The sequence below is a fragment of the Lysinibacillus sp. NPDC059133 genome (assembly GCF_042755925.1).
Taxonomy (GTDB): Bacteria; Bacillota; Bacilli; order Bacillales_A; family Planococcaceae; genus Lysinibacillus.
Genome location: NZ_JBHZDH010000033.1, coordinates 39,077 through 55,791, shown reverse-complemented (window position 1 = coordinate 55,791; position 16,715 = coordinate 39,077). Strand labels below are relative to the sequence as shown.

At 35.2% G+C, this 16,715-nt stretch carries 19 protein-coding genes and 2 pseudogenes; 15 read left to right on the top strand and 6 right to left on the bottom strand.

Annotated features, from left to right (window positions below; translation table 11 throughout):
• On the bottom strand, positions 1 to 745 hold a 745-nt coding region (locus ACFXN8_RS16920), incomplete at its 3' end, for a transposase (RefSeq protein ID WP_386846698.1).
• A gap of 195 nt (positions 746 to 940) precedes the next feature.
• On the opposite strand from ACFXN8_RS16920, the gene ACFXN8_RS16915 reads away from it, so the two are divergent.
• The 10 genes and pseudogenes from ACFXN8_RS16915 to ACFXN8_RS16870 all read left to right on the top strand — a co-directional run.
• Positions 941 to 1,105: a hypothetical protein gene (locus ACFXN8_RS16915; protein WP_386846696.1), complete on the top strand. Its 165-nt coding sequence runs from the start codon at positions 941 to 943 to the stop codon at positions 1,103 to 1,105.
• A gap of 108 nt (positions 1,106 to 1,213) precedes the next feature.
• Entirely contained in the window at positions 1,214 to 1,612 is a 399-nt protein-coding gene (locus ACFXN8_RS16910; RefSeq protein WP_386846694.1) for a cytidine deaminase family protein, read from the top strand.
• A 291-nt stretch (positions 1,613 to 1,903) separates the two neighbouring features.
• Positions 1,904 to 2,290, top strand: coding sequence for an Rrf2 family transcriptional regulator (locus ACFXN8_RS16905; RefSeq protein ID WP_386846692.1), 387 nt, complete (start codon positions 1,904 to 1,906; stop codon positions 2,288 to 2,290).
• 275 nt (positions 2,291 to 2,565) lie between these two features.
• Entirely contained in the window at positions 2,566 to 3,462 is an 897-nt protein-coding gene (locus tag ACFXN8_RS16900; RefSeq protein WP_386846702.1) for an NAD(P)/FAD-dependent oxidoreductase, read from the top strand.
• A 112-nt stretch (positions 3,463 to 3,574) separates the two neighbouring features.
• A complete protein-coding gene (locus ACFXN8_RS16895) occupies positions 3,575 to 3,889 on the top strand; it encodes a thioredoxin family protein (protein ID WP_386846690.1) in 315 nt (104 codons plus the stop codon).
• 20 nt (positions 3,890 to 3,909) lie between these two features.
• Positions 3,910 to 4,806 (top strand): NAD(P)/FAD-dependent oxidoreductase, encoded by an 897-nt coding sequence (locus ACFXN8_RS16890; protein ID WP_386846688.1) that lies wholly within the window; start codon positions 3,910 to 3,912, stop codon positions 4,804 to 4,806.
• Positions 4,807 to 5,551: 745 nt separating this feature from the next.
• Positions 5,552 to 6,183: pseudogene (locus ACFXN8_RS16885) on the top strand (FadR/GntR family transcriptional regulator).
• Between the two features lie 30 nt (positions 6,184 to 6,213).
• Entirely contained in the window at positions 6,214 to 7,062 is an 849-nt protein-coding gene (accD, locus tag ACFXN8_RS16880) for an acetyl-CoA carboxylase, carboxyltransferase subunit beta (protein ID WP_386846686.1), read from the top strand.
• Entirely contained in the window at positions 7,055 to 8,011 is a 957-nt protein-coding gene (locus ACFXN8_RS16875; RefSeq protein ID WP_386846684.1) for an acetyl-CoA carboxylase carboxyltransferase subunit alpha, read from the top strand. Before accD ends, ACFXN8_RS16875 begins: the two co-directional genes overlap by 8 nt.
• Positions 8,008 to 8,241 (top strand): annotated as a pseudogene (locus tag ACFXN8_RS16870) (GNAT family N-acetyltransferase); the annotation flags it as partial. The gene ACFXN8_RS16875 and the pseudogene ACFXN8_RS16870, both read left to right, overlap by 4 nt.
• 550 nt (positions 8,242 to 8,791) lie before the next feature.
• Here ACFXN8_RS16870 and ACFXN8_RS16865 read toward each other — a convergent pair.
• The 3 genes from ACFXN8_RS16865 to ACFXN8_RS16855 all read right to left on the bottom strand — a co-directional run bounded on the left by ACFXN8_RS16865 (position 8,792) and on the right by ACFXN8_RS16855 (position 10,904).
• A complete protein-coding gene (locus ACFXN8_RS16865; RefSeq protein ID WP_376071168.1) occupies positions 8,792 to 9,679 on the bottom strand; it encodes a sigma-70 family RNA polymerase sigma factor in 888 nt (295 codons plus the stop codon).
• Between the two features lie 80 nt (positions 9,680 to 9,759).
• Positions 9,760 to 9,993 carry a DUF2798 domain-containing protein gene (locus ACFXN8_RS16860; RefSeq protein ID WP_386846681.1) on the bottom strand — a complete coding sequence of 78 codons (234 nt, stop codon included), beginning with the start codon at positions 9,991 to 9,993 and terminating at the stop codon, positions 9,760 to 9,762.
• Between the two features lie 44 nt (positions 9,994 to 10,037).
• Positions 10,038 to 10,904: an NAD-dependent epimerase/dehydratase family protein gene (locus ACFXN8_RS16855; protein WP_386846700.1), complete on the bottom strand. Its 867-nt coding sequence runs from the start codon at positions 10,902 to 10,904 to the stop codon at positions 10,038 to 10,040.
• Between the two features lie 381 nt (positions 10,905 to 11,285).
• Between ACFXN8_RS16855 and ACFXN8_RS16850 the strand changes: the two genes are divergently transcribed.
• Genes ACFXN8_RS16850 through ACFXN8_RS16835 form a run of 4 tightly spaced genes read left to right on the top strand, consistent with a single transcriptional unit; the run spans position 11,286 to position 13,658 of the window.
• Positions 11,286 to 11,939 (top strand): stalk domain-containing protein, encoded by a 654-nt coding sequence (locus ACFXN8_RS16850; protein WP_386846679.1) that lies wholly within the window; start codon positions 11,286 to 11,288, stop codon positions 11,937 to 11,939.
• A gap of 11 nt (positions 11,940 to 11,950) precedes the next feature.
• Positions 11,951 to 12,193, top strand: a complete 243-nt coding sequence (locus ACFXN8_RS16845) for a hypothetical protein (RefSeq protein ID WP_386846677.1) — start codon at positions 11,951 to 11,953, stop codon at positions 12,191 to 12,193.
• A gap of 13 nt (positions 12,194 to 12,206) precedes the next feature.
• On the top strand, positions 12,207 to 13,103 hold the full coding sequence (locus ACFXN8_RS16840) for an FAD:protein FMN transferase (protein WP_386846675.1): 897 nt from the start codon (positions 12,207 to 12,209) through the stop codon (positions 13,101 to 13,103).
• Between the two features lie 3 nt (positions 13,104 to 13,106).
• Complete coding sequence (locus ACFXN8_RS16835; protein WP_370045765.1) at positions 13,107 to 13,658, top strand: ferric reductase-like transmembrane domain-containing protein; 552 nt, start codon at positions 13,107 to 13,109, stop codon at positions 13,656 to 13,658.
• A 56-nt stretch (positions 13,659 to 13,714) separates the two neighbouring features.
• Here ACFXN8_RS16835 and ACFXN8_RS16830 read toward each other — a convergent pair whose 3' ends face one another.
• Positions 13,715 to 14,950, bottom strand: a complete 1,236-nt coding sequence (locus tag ACFXN8_RS16830) for a sensor histidine kinase (protein ID WP_386846673.1) — start codon at positions 14,948 to 14,950, stop codon at positions 13,715 to 13,717.
• On the bottom strand, positions 14,950 to 15,621 hold the full coding sequence (locus ACFXN8_RS16825) for a response regulator transcription factor (RefSeq protein ID WP_386846671.1): 672 nt from the start codon (positions 15,619 to 15,621) through the stop codon (positions 14,950 to 14,952). The genes ACFXN8_RS16830 and ACFXN8_RS16825 overlap by 1 nt, the downstream gene beginning before the upstream one ends.
• A 164-nt stretch (positions 15,622 to 15,785) precedes the next feature.
• On the opposite strand from ACFXN8_RS16825, the gene ACFXN8_RS16820 reads away from it, so the two are divergent.
• A complete protein-coding gene (locus ACFXN8_RS16820; RefSeq protein WP_386846669.1) occupies positions 15,786 to 16,688 on the top strand; it encodes a DMT family transporter in 903 nt (300 codons plus the stop codon).
• The last annotated feature ends 27 nt before the right edge of the window (positions 16,689 to 16,715 follow it).

The window sequence follows — 16,715 nt, the reverse complement described above, 5'->3', positions numbered from 1 at the left end:
TGAGGCGTCCAACGATATATTGCCCTTTTGTTGTCACGGCGAGATGACCTTTAAAGCCAAACCAAAACGTATTTTTGCCGTCACTGTTCTTTTTGATGCCCCAATTCGGTTCGATGGGCGCATCTTGCCACAGTGTCTCCAGTGGTGTATCGAGTTGATGCCTGATTTCTTTTTCATAAGTCGACTGATTGGCTTCGATTTCCGCTTGTTTCCTAAGCCAATCCTCGCGTTCTTCTTTTGATTTCCGTCCCCGTTTTTTGGGTGGTGTAGGTTCTTTTTTCTCAGAAGGTTTCGCTGCATCGCGTGATTCGAAATGCGTGGCATCGATCGCGAGGTGCTCATCACAAAGAAACCCTTCTATAAAGGCCGTTTCAATCAATGTATCTTGCATGTAATCGAGGACATCTGATTGACTAATGACGTCGATCATACGCGAATAAGACGCTTCAGAAGGCACAACATCTGAAACAAGAAACCCACAATCTAAGCGGAATAAAGGGTCATTGACCAAACGTTTGATTAAATCCTTGATCGTTGGAATACGCTCGACAATGCGAATAATCAGTGATTGGATCATCGCACCATAGTTTAGTTCACGTGGGGCACCACGCAATGTTCTTTTTAAAAATAACTGAAAAATAGGTTGTACGTCGAAAGTGGCAAAAATCGCATCAAAACGACGGGAACTTTCCATTTCCAATAATTTTTGGATGTCAAATAGGCTCATTTGTTTTACAATAGTCATAGGGCATTCACCTCATTCAGTATGTTAGTTTCGTCGCTACCATTATACCGAATTTGGGGAGGTGCCCGTTTTTTATTGTTTCAGAACCCCTGATGCTAAAGGGATTAGAATTATGAAATTAACTCATTTATATAAAAATCATTATGCAGATCTATACTTTTAATTAAGTATAGTAGATAAAGGAGAAATGTAATTATGAACGAAAGAGAGTTTGATAAAATTTTCGCACTTATGGAAGTATCATTTCCGGAAAGTGAGAGAAGAACTTATGTGGGACAGATGGGGCTCCTGGCCAATCAACATTACCGTCTTATTACGGAAACAGATAATGCAGGTAGCCTTCTCCAATATTGCATTTAGAGTGTAGTTCGATTTTTTTGCCTTTTTAATGAATATTTCACTATTCTCGAGAACCTAAATATTTTTACCCAATCGATTTCATGTTTCTAGAAAAGGAGGATCATATTTATGAATTATAAAGAATTAAAAAAGATTGCAACTACAGTTACTTCACCTACAGAATTAAATGATTTTGTTCAGTACGGAAGTGTTGGTGCAGCGATTGAAACCATAGATAGTAATATCTATACAGGGATTAGTATAGATACAGCTTGTTCCATGGGTTTTTGTGCAGAGCATGCAGCGGTTGCTGACATGTTGAAAAATGGCGAATATCAAATAAAAGCTTTTGTAGCAGTTGACTCGGAAGGAAATGCTGTTCCACCATGTGGACGGTGCCGCGAGTTGATTAGTCAGCTTTCAAAAGAAAATTTAGAAGCTGTTGTAGAGGTTGAAAATGATACGTTTGTTTTATTGAAAGAGATTTTGCCGTATGACTGGAAAACCAATCGAGGTAGGGAATGGTAATTGGTCAAGTTTGAAACTTTATGTTTACTTGCTATCGATTTAAAAGTAAAAGCCTAGCAAAAAGTGCGCTTTCGAGGGAGAACACTATGTTGGTATCCTTCATGGACTGAATGCAGCGTATTTAACTTACTTTTCTTACTTGTTTAAACATAAAACACCCAGTTGGATAATTAATATCAAACGGGGTGAAATAGTCATCCTTTTTCCAACATGAAGACACAAATATTGAAACAACTTAAATTCAATGCTATTATGGATATGTAAAGTCTCTTATTGGAGTGAATAACAGTAATGAAATATTCTAAAGCTACAAATTATGCACTACACACAATGCTTTTTCTAGCAAAGGAAACGTCAAATAAACCAGTAGGTGTCCAACAATTAGCGGAAATGCAAGATGTGTCTCCTACGTATTTGTCTAAAATCTTAACTAAGTTAGTAAAAGAGGGAATGATTAATTCTGTATCGGGTGCCAATGGTGGCTATACACTTAGTCATCATTGGGAAGAAATTTCATTTTTAGATATAATACATGCAATTGAAGGCAAATCGTCTTTGTTTGATTGTTGTTTATATAACGATCCTAAGTGTGTAATAAAAGAAGTAATGCTATCTGCAGAGGAAACACTGGAGAATGAGTTAAGAAACAGAAAAATATCTGATCTAGTGAAAAAATAGTCGTGGATATAGTCCACCATTATTTTTTTTGAATAATCAAAGATATAAAGAGTCTTTTAAGTCTCTAAACGAACTTAAAGATCTAAGAAATTTTACACTCTAAACTCTGATTTTTCTTGGTTTTGTACTTCTATAAATTTTTAGGTGGTTATAGCTTAAAATCATTTTTGTTTTAAACTTTAATTTGAGCTAGAATGCATGTTGTAATATACGGAAATGAACATTTTTAACGAAACAATATGTACTCTAAACAACTTATGAAGGAGAGTTTCATGATGGAATTATTTGATTGTGCAATTATTGGTGCAGGTGGCGCTGGGCTAAATGCAAGTTTGATTTTAGGAAGGTCTCGAAAAAAAGTCGCTCTATTTGATAATGGAACAAATCGGAATCGCGTGACTCAGGAATCACATGGATTTCTTACACGTGATGGAATTAAACCTGCAGAGTTTAAAGAAATAGCTTTGAATGATGTAAAAAAATACCCATCAGTTCATTTTTATCAAAACACGGTTATGAATATAACAAAACAATCAAACGGTTTGTTTAAAATTGAGACGTTAGAAGATCTAGAGTATGTTGCTGAGAGAATTATTTTGGCAACGGGTGTTCAAGAAGAATTCCCGCTGATTCCGGATATGAGAAATTACTATGGGAAAAGTTTATTCAGCTGCCCAACTTGTGATGGGTGGGAATTAAGAGACAAGCCTCTAATTATAATTTCAGAAGATGAAGAACAAACCCTGTTTAAAGGAAAATTTATCTATAACTGGTCAAAAGATTTAGTAATAGCCACAAATGGTCATGAACTTTCTAATTCGACATTGAATGAACTACAAAGAAAAGATATAACTGTTATTACTGAACCTATTCAACATTTAAAGGGTGTGGATGGTTATTTAAACAAAGTAGTGTTTAATTCAGGACTTGAAATCGAAAGAGTTGGAGGATTTATTGTACCTAATTTTGTGCGTCCAAACCGATTTGCAGAGCAGTTAGGTTGTCAACTAAATGAAAATGGTAGCATTGTTGTTGATGAGGTAGGGCGTACGTCACAGGAAAATGTTTATGCAGCAGGGGAAACTGCTAAATTAGGTCAGTCTTCGTTAATAGTTGCTGCTGCTGAAGGATATAAAGCCGCGATGGCAGTTGTTTTCGATAGTACAATTTAAAAAATTTTAGATTAATTACAGATATTAAATACCTTTAATGTTCATTGAAAGGGGGATATAAGTTTTAGATTATATCTTTAAGATTTTGATTTCCGCGGAGGAGGAAAAAGTTATGTCAATTACTCATGTAACAACAAAGCAAGAATTAGGAGAACACTTAAAAACTGAAAAGATTGTGTTAATAAATTTTTGGGCGGAGTGGTGTAGCCCTTGTAAAATGTTCGGAATGGTTCTTAACCAACTCAATGAAGAACGCGGTGATAAGGTGGAAATTTTAAGGGTGAATGTTGATAAAAGCCCAGAACTTGCAGCGGAGTACCAGGTACTAGGTATCCCTCATTCTCGTTTGATTATTCACAATAAATTACATGAACCAATTGCTGGATATATTCCTTTAGAAAATCTAAAGCAAATTATTGGAGTTTGATTTAAAATAGGAGGGGAAACATGGAGATTCTTGATTGTGCAATTATTGGTGGAGGACCTGCAGGATTAAATGCAGCATTATTGTTAGGTAGAGCGAATCGTTTAGTTGCATTGTTTGATACAAATAATGACCACTTTGCATTCGAGCTTCAAGAGAGTATTTCTAGAAATGGAAATGCCGCTATTGAATTCATGCAAGTAGCAAGAGAAAAATTAAATCAATATCCTAATATTCATTCCATTGTTGGTCAAAACGTTAGGGTTATTAAACAATCAGACAATAAGCTTTTTAAAATTTATACTGAAGATGGCGAGAATTTTCTTGCTGAAAAAATCCTGCTAACGGATGGTGCTAAAATACAGACAGATATTCCTGACTTTGAGCAATATTACAATAAAAGTATTTTTAGATCTCCATATAGTTATGGTTGGGAGTTAAAGGGTAAAAAATTAATTTATATAAATGAAACAAGGGACGTTACACTAACGGCCAAAGTAATTCACAATCTGTCAAATGATTTAATCGTGGCAACAAACGGTAATGAAATAACGGAAAACGAAAAGCGAGAATTAGAAAATAAAGGGATACATGTGATTACCGATAAGATTAAAGAAATGAAAGGACATAATGGGTTATTGAGTAGTGTTGTCTTTCAAAATGGGTTAGAAATTGAGCGGGAAGCAGGCTTTATTACCCCATCCACTTATACAACAAATATTATTGGTCAAGGATTTTCTTGTGATCTTGATAAGCATGGGTTAATCGTTGTTGACTATTTTGGAAGAACATCGGAAAAAAATGTGTATGCAGCTGGTGATGCTGCTCAGCCTGCACCAACCGAAATCGTACTTTCAGAAGCAACAGGTATAAAGGTAGCAATGACTATTAATTCAGATATTTCAATGGAGAAATTTTGACCTATAAGAAAGAGAAGTTATCAGTTCGCCAACTAAACAATCAAGGCTGTTTAGTTGGTGAACTTTCTGTTGTACATATCCTCTAAAATTAACGTTCCATTTTTATGTAGTATAGGTGTAGCTTTGAAATAAAGTTGCGATGTTTATAAAAAAGATACGATGTCTAAAATAAAGTCGCGACGATTATAAAAAAGTTACGATTAATAACCCTGGGTATTGGTTCACTGGGCCACGCCCGGACGTTGCCGGGTGCGTGCATTACTGTAGGTCGCCGGTTACAAATGGCCTTTATTCAATTCAGGATGAGTTTGGAACGGTATCTGAAACCTTATTCTCGCAAGTTTTTCATCTTGTTCAAGAGCTGTTACTAAAAGATGAATTGCTTTACATTGAGAGAACGCTTGAAAAGAGACCTCAAGTGAAAGTAAAACATGCACAAACGACGAAAAGAATATGAAATTGAAGGAATTTTAGAAATTGCATAAATTTTTATGCAGTTTTTTCTTTACTTTTAAATAATTATTTTGTAAGATAAAGCCAACTTCAAAAGTGGCCAGACCACTTTTGTATTCATTCAGTAAGAGACGCCATCATCTGAAGGTGGTGGATTTTGTTTCTTTATAGTAGGTATCCAAACACCTACTGAATGAAGATAAAGCCTTTGGATGTATTGTTTATCTGCGCGAAAGGAAAGTGACAGCAATAATTATTCCAAGGCGAATAGATTGACCGAGGAGTTGATCGTATGGATAAAAAAACCGAACAAAAGAAAGTGTTTTTAGATATCGTCCAACAATTACGACAACTTATTAAAATGGAAAAAATACAGGCTGGTGAAAAGTAACCTTCCGAACGAGTCCTTTCAGAACGTCTAGGTGTCGGGCGATCCTCTGTGAGAGAGGCATTGCGAAGTTTAGAGTTGTTAGGTCTTATTGAAACGAGACATGGGGGAGGTACGTTTCTAGCTTCTACACAAAAGCATCAGCTCGTAGAAATATTGCCGATGTTTATATTAGAAGATGAAAAATCAAAAAAGAATGTCGAATTAACGCGACAAATTCATGAAAAGGAAGCCATTCGCGTTATAAGTTGTACAGAGACTCTGCGAATACTACCAGTGTGGGACAGTTTTTTGTAAAGCTAGAGATAGAAAGTACGATTAATTGTCGGGATGTTTTACGAGAAATAATCATCACGTCAGGAAATCGTCTTTCACGAAAAGTCTGGTTTCAGTTAGCAGTTTATGATGATGACTGTTTAAATCGAAACTCAACAGAAGAAGAAAAATTAATCATTCAAACTATGTTGAAATCGATGCAGCTTGGCTATGAAAAAGAAGCATTAAAAGCTTACGAACAGTGGATGAATGCTGAATAAGGCATTTAGACAACAAAGGGGGAGTAAAACATGGCAATACGTAGCTTATTTAGTAAAAAGAAAGAGGACGGACAGGAAAAGGGATTTCCAGAAGGACTTATGACAAAATGTCCAGAATGCCGTCACATTCAGTTAACAAAGGAATTAGAAAAAAATCATAAAGTGTGTACAAAATGCGACCATCATTTCAAAATGACTGCACAGGAGCGCGTAGCATATTTCTTAGATGAAGGTTCATTTGTTTCAATGGATGATCATTTACAAACAAGTAATCCACTTAATTTCCCTGATTATGTAGAAAAAATTTCAGTGGCTAAACAACAAACGGGATTAAGTGAAGCTGTACTGACTGGGTTAGGTACTCTTGATGGAGAAGGAATTGTTGTAGCAATTATGGATTCTCATTTCCGTATGGGCTCAATGGGCTCAGTTGTAGGAGAAAAAATCACACGTGCCGTTGAAAAAGCTATTGAATTACGTGTACCGGTTATTATCTTTACTGCTAGTGGTGGAGCGCGCATGCAAGAAGGTATTCTATCATTAATGCAAATGGTAAAAACAAGTGTGGCATTAAAACGTCATAGTGAAGAAGGACTATTATTTATTTCGATCATGACGCATCCTACATACGGTGGCGTTTCAGCAAGCTTTGCTTCTGTTGGAGATATTAATATTGCTGAACCACAAGCATTGATTGGCTTTGCTGGTCGCCGTGTAATCGAAGAAACAGTAAGAGAAAAACTACCAAATGATTTCCAAAAGTCGGAGTTTTTACTAGCGCATGGTCAGCTTGATGCAGTTTTCCATCGGAAGGATTTACGAAACCAAGTAGCAATGCTTGTAAAAATGCATACGAAAGGCGGTGTGCAACATGTCTAAAAATTTAGCTTTTGAAGAACCAGTAGTACAATTACGAGAAAAAATTGATGAATTAAAAATGATTGCTACAAAGGCAGATGTAGACATGACAGGCGAAATCGAAAAGCTTGAAACACGTCTAACACAGCTAGAACAATCCATTTATGCCAATATGAAGCCATGGGATCGTGTACAGGTTGCTAGACATCCAGAACGACCAACAACTTTACAATATATAGAAGCTATGTGTGAAAACTTTATTGAGTTACATGGAGATCGTACATTTGGTGATGATGCAGCTATTCTTGGAGGAATTGCTCTTTTTGAAGGTCAGCCAGTAACAATTGTTGGACACCAGCGAGGAAAATCCACAAAAGAAAATATTCGTAGGAATTTTGGTATGCCACATCCAGAAGGATATCGTAAGGCACTACGTTTAATGAAGCAGGCTGAGAAATTTAAGCGCCCAATTATTTGTTTTATTGATACGAAAGGAGCCTATCCGGGTAAGGCAGCCGAGGAACGCGGCCCAAGTGAAGCCATTGCTAGAACTCTCTCTGAAATGGCGATTCTAACAGTACCAGTTATTAGTATTGTTATTGGGGAAGGCGGAAGTGGGGGTGCAATTGCATTAGGGGTAGCTAATCGCGTCTTTATGTTAGAGAACTCAACGTATTCGGTTATCTCGCCTGAAGGGGCTGCATCGATCTTATGGCGAGATGGTAGCCTAGGGAAGCAAGCAGCAGAAGCAATGCGTATAACAGCACCTGACTTAAAAGAGCTTGACGTTATTGATGGAATAATCCATGAAATAACTGGTGGAGCACACCGCAATGTTGCGAAGCAAGCATTTTATATAAAAGAATGTATAAGCGTCACACTAAAAGCATTGAATTCTCTAAATGGCGAACAATTAATTGAAGATCGCTATGAGAAATTTAGAAAGATTGGACAATATACAGAAGCTTAACTGTCACTACTGGTTTATTAATAGAAAGCAAATATAGTTATGGTATTTATGATGTGATGACAAAAGAAACATTTAGAGGTAAAGGACATGGCAGTGAAATGTTTCAATTTCTTCTAAATCAAAAAAAGGATAAACAAAAACCAGTTGTATTACAGGCTTCAGATGATGGGAAAAATATCTATAAGCGATTTGGATTTATAGATGTCGGAGAAATGGTTGTATTTGAATAAGGGATTTTCTTATTAAGCTAAAGGGCACGATTGTTGAGCAACATAGATAGGAAATGGTCAAACTTTTTTATAAGAGAGTGACCATTTGAAAATATTAAGGGCGTGTTTTGATCAAACTTTTTTCAAAACACGCTCTTTCTTTTTGTTCGTTTATCAAGGTTATTTGCATTAATTTGAACAAACTTTATTCTAAAACAACAATAGGCTACAAAAAGAAATGAAACCCACCTATATATAATCTTATTGTATAGTATCTTCTATAGAGAAGATTTGTTTAGTTAATTATTTGGAAGTAAACAAAAACATTTAGAAATGTTTCGGAGTAACCAATAGCTTTACAAGAATTGTAATAGACGGTATATAAAACCAATTCTGAAAATCTATGATATTCTTAGGGATGTGATGATTTCTTTTTGGATATTTATGTTAATATTAGAATAATGATTGTGAAGAAATGTACTTAAACTAATATGAGCGGAGCAGTTTAGTTCAATAAGAAAATAAATACGGACAGCTCTTTAAAAAGAACTATCCGTATACCAACGCACACCTAAAAAGGATTATATTTTAACTTATTTGGATCTACTACATAGAAAATCTTTTTAATTGTTCGGGTTGAAGAATTCCAGTCAAAACAAAAAACCCCTGTTATTTTTTTATTTTCAGTGACTACTATACCATATTGATTATTTATTAAAGCTACAGTAGCACTTTTTCCAAAGAAAAACTTCTTTGAAATTCCTGAAATAAGTGCTGATACTCGCTCTTTACCCTCAATGATGTTTATTGCCGTTCTTACCCTACCTCCTCCATCAGCAGCAAATAGAACATCATTAGATAACAAATGGGTTATTCCATGAATATCCCCGTTGGATAATGCCAATATAAATTGTTCTATATAATTTTTCTGAAGAGTAACAGTCAAATCTTTTTCACTTTTTCTTCCCATTTTAATTTGTGCTCTACTCAATATCTTACGGCTATTAACAGTCGTCGTTTTTAGAATATCGGCAATTTCACTATGCTTTAGCCCTAGAGCATTTCTTAGTACGTAAGCTATCCTCTCGCTAGGTGAAAGGTTTTCCATAAGAACCATATATGAATAGCTTAATTGGTCTGACTGGATTAGATTCTCAAGAGGCTCGCTATTGATTGTCTTTAGTATAGGTTCGGGTAACCAAGTACCTATATAAGTTTCTTTCTTTTTTCTACTTGATTTTAGTTCATTTATACAGCGGTTAACAATCATTTTATTTATATAAGGCTTTAAATTAGTAATTTCTTTCTCGATCTTTTCTTGTTCCTTTATTTTCAAAAAAGTATCCTGAACAATATCTTCAGCATCTGTAATTGAACCAAGTAAATAGTACGCTATTGATAAACAATAATTCTTATATTCTTTATATAAGTCTTCTATATTCAAATCATTGATTAACATGATAAACCCATCCATCTCTAATGTTATGCATACCGTAGTTCGTAGAATATTCTACATACAGTATTATATTTTATTATCTATCATTTTTCTACAAAAGTAATGATTCTCATAAGTTTATTTATTATCTTTGGAAAAATGTAAGCACAAATTATAGCACAAAGAAATGCTTCTCCCCACATTCTTAGCCAATGAATTAAAAATGTATGGCTATATCCTAAGTTTATAGAAACAAGGATAAACGATATGAAACAAGAAGTAAAAAGTCCAGTTAGAATAGTGTAAATAAAAGACTTATAAATTTTATTTATTTTCATAAATTTAACCTTCTTATAATGTTCAATATTTTCTACTTTTATCATTAATAATGACGCAACAATTTAAATCCTTTTGTCCAAGAAGGGTAAATAGGTTTCCAGCCATATTGTTTTTTTGCTTTTTCATTTGATGCTCCTCGTTCCCAAGAATTATATATATCATTTATAGGAGGGAGAGGGGCCCCAATAACTTCAGCAAAATAGGGAAGCCAAATAGAGCTTTTTGCAGGTTTATCATCTACAATGTTTACAGAACCTGACTGCCAATTTAAAGCTAATACAGCTGCTTTTGCTGCGTCTTTTACGTGGATAAAGGATGTCATCCCATTTGTTGCGTATAGTTCCTGACTCTGTAATTGTTTAGCAATTTTACCGTTACCCGAATACCAAGTTCCAGGACCATATAATGTACCATAGCGAAGGATAACGAACTCGGGCATTTCTTTTACCTTTTCCTCTAATGAAATAACTCCATCAATTGTTTTTTTGCGAGGTAATGAGGCATTTGTATCTAAAGGTGTTTCTTCTGTAGCTAGCGTATTCCCAGGCTCATAAGCCCATGAAATACTTTGTGCAACTATCTTTTTTACTCCAACGTGATTAGCTGCATCAACAAGGTTTCTTGTTCCTTCTATCCTTATTTTTGAATTATCGTTTATATCGCCACTATTTAGTGCAGTAAGTTGATGCATTACAACATCAGGCTGAGTTTCAATTAAGGCTGCATAAACACTATCTCGATCAAATGCATCTGCAACTACTGGTTTTACTCCCATCTCTTGCATTGTTTTAACATGTTTTTCTGATCGAATCAACCCGATTACTTCATGCCCCTCTTCTATTAACATCGGAATCACCATTTTTCCAATCACCTCGTATTTAATAATGTTTGTTAAATATTTACTTCCAATTTTCGCTTTTTAAACATTCTGATTCTTATCATAGTAAAGAGGGCTTTCAAGGCGATGTAATTGTCAAGGTTATATGCTTATTAATGATGGTGAGCGTAAAAGAAACAGACGCATTGAATAAAAACTTTATTATTTTTGGAGCAAGTCAAGGTTTAGTCGTTACGTTTGTAAAAAGCTTACCTCAATGGAAATACTGTATGGATGGTGTTTACCAAGATAATATATACAAAAGAATAATAGATTTATGAACTAAGCTATTTCTAAGCAGAGGAATCTGTCCATAGAAATGGCTTTTTATTGTATGTAAAAATTTGTTTGAAAAATTCAGTCTTATATCATATTTAAAACCTACAATGAAGTCAAAGGAAAGGAGTAGTGTAGATGAAGATGAAAAAAATTAGTCTTGTTGTAGTTCTTATATTGACAGGTTTTATAACAAATGACGTAGTCGTACATGCAGATGATCACGAACATAAAGATAAAAAACATGAAAAGTATAAAGAATATAAGGACTATAAAGGCCACGACGATGACGATGACGATGAGAAATATTACTATGACGATGAAAAAGAAGGTGAAACTTACTATTTTCAAGATGCAGTAAGTACAAAAGGGACTTGGAATATTTGGACACGAACAGTTGCTGCAGATAAAGAAGTGCTACCTTTTACAAGCTCTCAAAAGGTCACGTTAAAGGTAGAAGGTACAAATAAGGAGCTGAGCTTTTTTGTTATACCAAAAGACGGGGAATTATTTGTACCGGGAAAAGCAGTAGCACAGGTTCTAGGAGCAAAAGCAACCTTTTACAAAGCAAGTAAAATTTTAGATATCCAAAATGAAGCAAATGAATTAATTTACCGGGCTGGAACTAACGTTGTTTATGATAACAATGTGAAAACACCATCTCCTGCACAAGTATTTTACATGAATGAAGAATTATATGTACCTATTAGTACAATAACGAATGGCTTAGGCTATATAGCAGAGTGGCAAGAAAATAATCAAACATTTGTCTGCCAGCCAATCACGAATTAGGGGGAAGCACTATGAAAGATCCGAAAAAGGCAAAATGGGTATTAGGGGCGTCAGGGATACTTTTATCTGCAGCGATACTAACCCAAATTAACAGCCCAACAGAAGCCGAAACTACACGCACAAATAATATTCAGGAAGTAGATCAGGAAAATATGACGAAAAAAGAAAAAGAACTAGTACAGTTGGATTGGACAAACTTTGAAATGACAAGTCAGCCTGCCGTCAAAAGCGAGCGCAAAACGAAAAGAACTTAATGGAGTTGGTCGTGTGGATACACTAACTTTGCAAATAATGAATACTGAATTTTATATTGCTATGCCAAAAGGTGTTCATTTCGTATGGAAAGAAAAAGCCGAGAAATGGCTTCACTACGTAGCAAAAGAATGGTCAAGATTTCAATCGAATAATGAATTATCACAACTTAATGATTTAGAAATGGGAGAAACGCTACGCATTAGTTCGTTACTATATGATTGTTTAATGCAAGCGGATCAATATTATCAACTTTCTAATGGTTTATTTTCACCATATCTTAAACGCCAATTAGAACAGCATGGCTACAATCAATCTTTTCCATTTGATGCAGCTAAAAGCAAGGCATTTCAAAACAAACCTCTGATTGCAGATCAAGCATTTCAATTTTTAGGCGACGCGCAAGTAATGAAAGTAGCACCGCAGGAAATTGATTTAGGTGGATTTGCCAAAGGGTATGCTATTGAAAAATTGGCGAATTGGCTTGAAGAAGAGGTATCTCCTGATTACGGACTAATAGACGGGGGAGGGGATATGAAAATGTGGTCTTCCGGGGACAAGACTTGGACAATCGGTGTTGCAGATGCCTGGGATATCGATAAGGAAATTAGCTCGATTAAGATGAAAACAGGTGCCATCGCTACATCTAATCGAGTTTATCGAAGCTGGATGCAAGGAACATTGAAGAAACATCATTTATTAAACGGACAAACAGGTGAAATTGCAAATACTGAAGTATTACAAGCTTCAGTCGTAACGTCTTCTTTATATGATGCAGAGGTTGGTGCAAAGCTTTGCTTTCTTATGGATGAGGGTGAATTGCAGCAATGGTTCGAAAATAATTGTCAACAAAGTGCCCGTTTCATTGTTAAAGAAGGGCAAGCACCAAATTGGATGATAACGGGGGTGTAATAAATGATCTTCAGTACGTGGGAATGGATTCGATTATTGGGGTTTTTAGCGTATTTTTACTTTACGATTTCCATTATATTTGGGTTGTTGAGAAAATCATCATTTATAAAATCACATAAAAATTTAATTTATCATATACATCAAAATGCGGGATGGCTAGGATTAATCACCGTAATCGCGCATATGTTAGTCCTTTTAATCGATCATTATGAGCCGTATAGCATAGTAGGAATTTTAATTCCTTTCTCAGCAAAATATCAGTCTCTACCATCGGCACTTGGAACAATAGCATTTTATTTGTTTTTAGTAGTAATCATGACATCAGATTTATGGATTAGAACAATGAATCGCTCGTTATGGAAAAAGCTACACTTTCTTGTGTTACCAGCATGGGCATTATCACTTGCTCATGGAGTGCTAATTGGAACGGATACAGAAAATACGTTGATTATCATGTTTTATGTAGTTTCTGGGGGAATTACCATGTTAGTGCTGGTTGCAAGAACAATAAGCCAGTTCATGAAAAAAGTAAATGTTTCAACGTCACAACAATAATTAAGAGGAAGCGGGGCTGTTTTAAAAAGCCCCGCTTCCTCTATGTTGAACTATATTTATATAGGGAATTCAATATGAAATGTAGTGCCTTTATCGACTTTACTTGTCGCATAAATTTTCCCCTCATGCTGCTCCACTATTGCTTTTGCTATGGCAAGACCTAAACCAGTACCATTTCGTTGACGAGCAGCATCACTTCGGTAAAATCGCTCAAACACTAAAGGCAATTCTTGTTCAGTCATACCAACGCCGCTATCAGCAACAGTAATTTTCACAGAATCTCTATTTTTTAAAAGCGTCAGTGTTATTGCTCCACTATTTGTATATCTTATCGCATTATCTAAAAGAATATAGAGCAGCTCTTGTATCTTTGAAGCATCACCAAGCAGCTCGATGTTTTCTTGGATTTCAGTAGAAAACTGTATGTCAGGAGGCATAATCCTTTGGAATTTCGTACTCACTTTTTTGAGTAAAGTTGATAACGGTATGATTTCTTTTTGAGTGGAAACCTGCTGCTGATCATGTCTTGCTAAGAACAGTAGCTTTTCTATCAGCTCTTTCATTATTTCAGCCTCATCTTTTAAATCCGCAATCAATTCTTTTCCAAAAGGACTTAATTGCTTTGCTTCCTCATCTTCTAAAATTTCAAGTGAACTATAAAAAATACTTAATGGTGTTCGTAATTCATGGGATGCATCGGATACGAATTTTTTTTGTTTATCGAACGACCATTGAATAGGGATCATCGCTTTACCCGCCAAATAATAGGCCAATAGACCGATTAAGACCGTAGAAATACAAGTTAATACTATTAGTAAATACTTTGTCATCTGGAAAAAGTGATGCTGTGACGTCACAGATTTACCAACGAAAATATAGCCTGCTACAGTATCATCGTTGTAAATTGGCTTTTTCAAAATAAGAAAATGCTCTTCTTGCCATTCATAATGCTGTACGAGTTCCTCATTAGGATTCCTATTGCCAAACGCTTTTTCTATCTGATTCTTCAGATCCTTGTAAGATTCATCACCATGGACAAACTTATGATCCTTTGTGTAAATATAGTAAAAAAAACTACGATTTGGGTCATAACTTAAAGTTTTAGTGTCTGCATGAACATGTTCAAAGAAATCATGCTCCTGCTTACCATAAAAGTCTTCTAATTCGTTTATTTGTTGATTTTCCATTAATTTTACGAGGGAAAAGTATAGAACAATAACGAATAGTGAAAATAGCAAAAAGTAAAGCGTTGCATACAAAAAGGATAATTTTTTTTTCGTTTTCTGAAACATTAGTCTTCCCTCAGTTTATAGCCAATCCCTCTAACATTTTGAATACGTGATTTGGATTGACCATCATCAATTTTTTTTCGAACAAGCTTGACTAAAGCATCTAAGGAATTATTCGAAACATCGTAATCGTAGCCCCAAATATAAATACAAATTTGTTCTCTCGTTAATACACGACCTTTATTGATAAATAAATACTCCAAAAGTAAAAATTCATTTTTAGTTAGATCAACTACTACATTATTGTACAAAAACACGCGAGAATCTACATTCAGCTGCAATTGATCAATCTGGATGACCTGTTCTATCACTTTATCTTTTCTTCGTAGTAATGCTCGAACTCTTGCTAACAGTTCCTCTATTTTAAATGGCTTTACTATGTAATCATCTGCGCCACTATCAAGTCCTTTAATGATGTCCTCTGTGTCGTCCTTCGCTGTTAGCATTAAAATACTACCATTGAATCCAGTGTTTCGTAGCTGCTGGCACACTTGAATTCCACTAAGATGCGGCATCATCCAATCTAAAATAACAAGATCGTATTGCTCTGTAAGCGTATGGTCTAGCGCTTCCTGGCCATTCTCCGCTTCTGTCACATGGTGAAATTCTTTCTTTAAAATATGAACGATATTTCTTCTTAATCGTGCATCATCTTCTGCTAGTAATATTTTCAAGGCAGCTTCCTCCTAGTACCTATATTCAACTAAGTATACGCATATAAAAATGAAATGAAACTGAAAAAAGTTCCTTCCTCCACTATATGTATTCCATACTTCGATAATAGTTGAAGTTTTTCCTATCTATAATGTTCTTAAATATAGAAATTGGGGGACAAATAATGAATATTTATAAATTTACAGCATTGTTAGTTTTAACGACATTTTTAATGGGATCTTCATTTGCCATTGTTAAATTGGGATTGCCTTATGCATCTCCGCTGTTATTGGCTGCACTCCGCTTTATACTTGCAGGGATAATGATGGCTGTCGTCGTGTTAGCGTTAAAAAGACCTCATCCAACTTCAAAAGAAGGTTGGATGAAAATTTTAACGATTGGAGCATTTCAAACTGCTGGTGTAATGGGCTGTATCTTTTTAAGTTTACGGACAATTACGGCAAGTGAATCCTCTATTCTAACATTTACGAATCCTTTGCTTGTAGTCATCTTCGCTACAATATTTACGAAAGCACGTTACCGATTGTATCAATGGTGTGGTGTTTTCTTGGGGTTAATTGGTGTTACGATTACAATGGGTATGCAGATTGAAGGGAAAATCGGCATTCTTTTTGGTATTCTTTCAGCTGTTTTTTGGGCAATTGCGACATTACTAGCTAAAAAGTGGGGAGTATCATTTGATACATGGGTGCTTTCAGCCTATCAAATGCTTTTTGGTGGTTTACTACTTTTAATGGCAAGTTTCGTGTTAGAACAACCATTTTTTACTGTGAATGTTCATTCAGTATCCATTTTATTATGGCTTAGCATTTTCTCGTCAATTGTTCAATTTGCCGGCTGGTATTATCTTTTACAAAATAGTGATCCTGGAAAAACGAGTGCTTTTTTGTTTTTAGCTCCTTTCTTCGGCGTGTTAACAGGCTGGGTACTATTAAATGAACCATTAAAACCATCGTTAGTCGTAGGCGGGCTGTTTATAATTGCTGGTATTTATTTAGTGAATCGTAACTTTACAGCTAAATCTAATAAAAATATCCGCGGAGAGACTTTGAATGATAGTATTTGAGCATAGCCTACCCGCGAAAGAAGATAG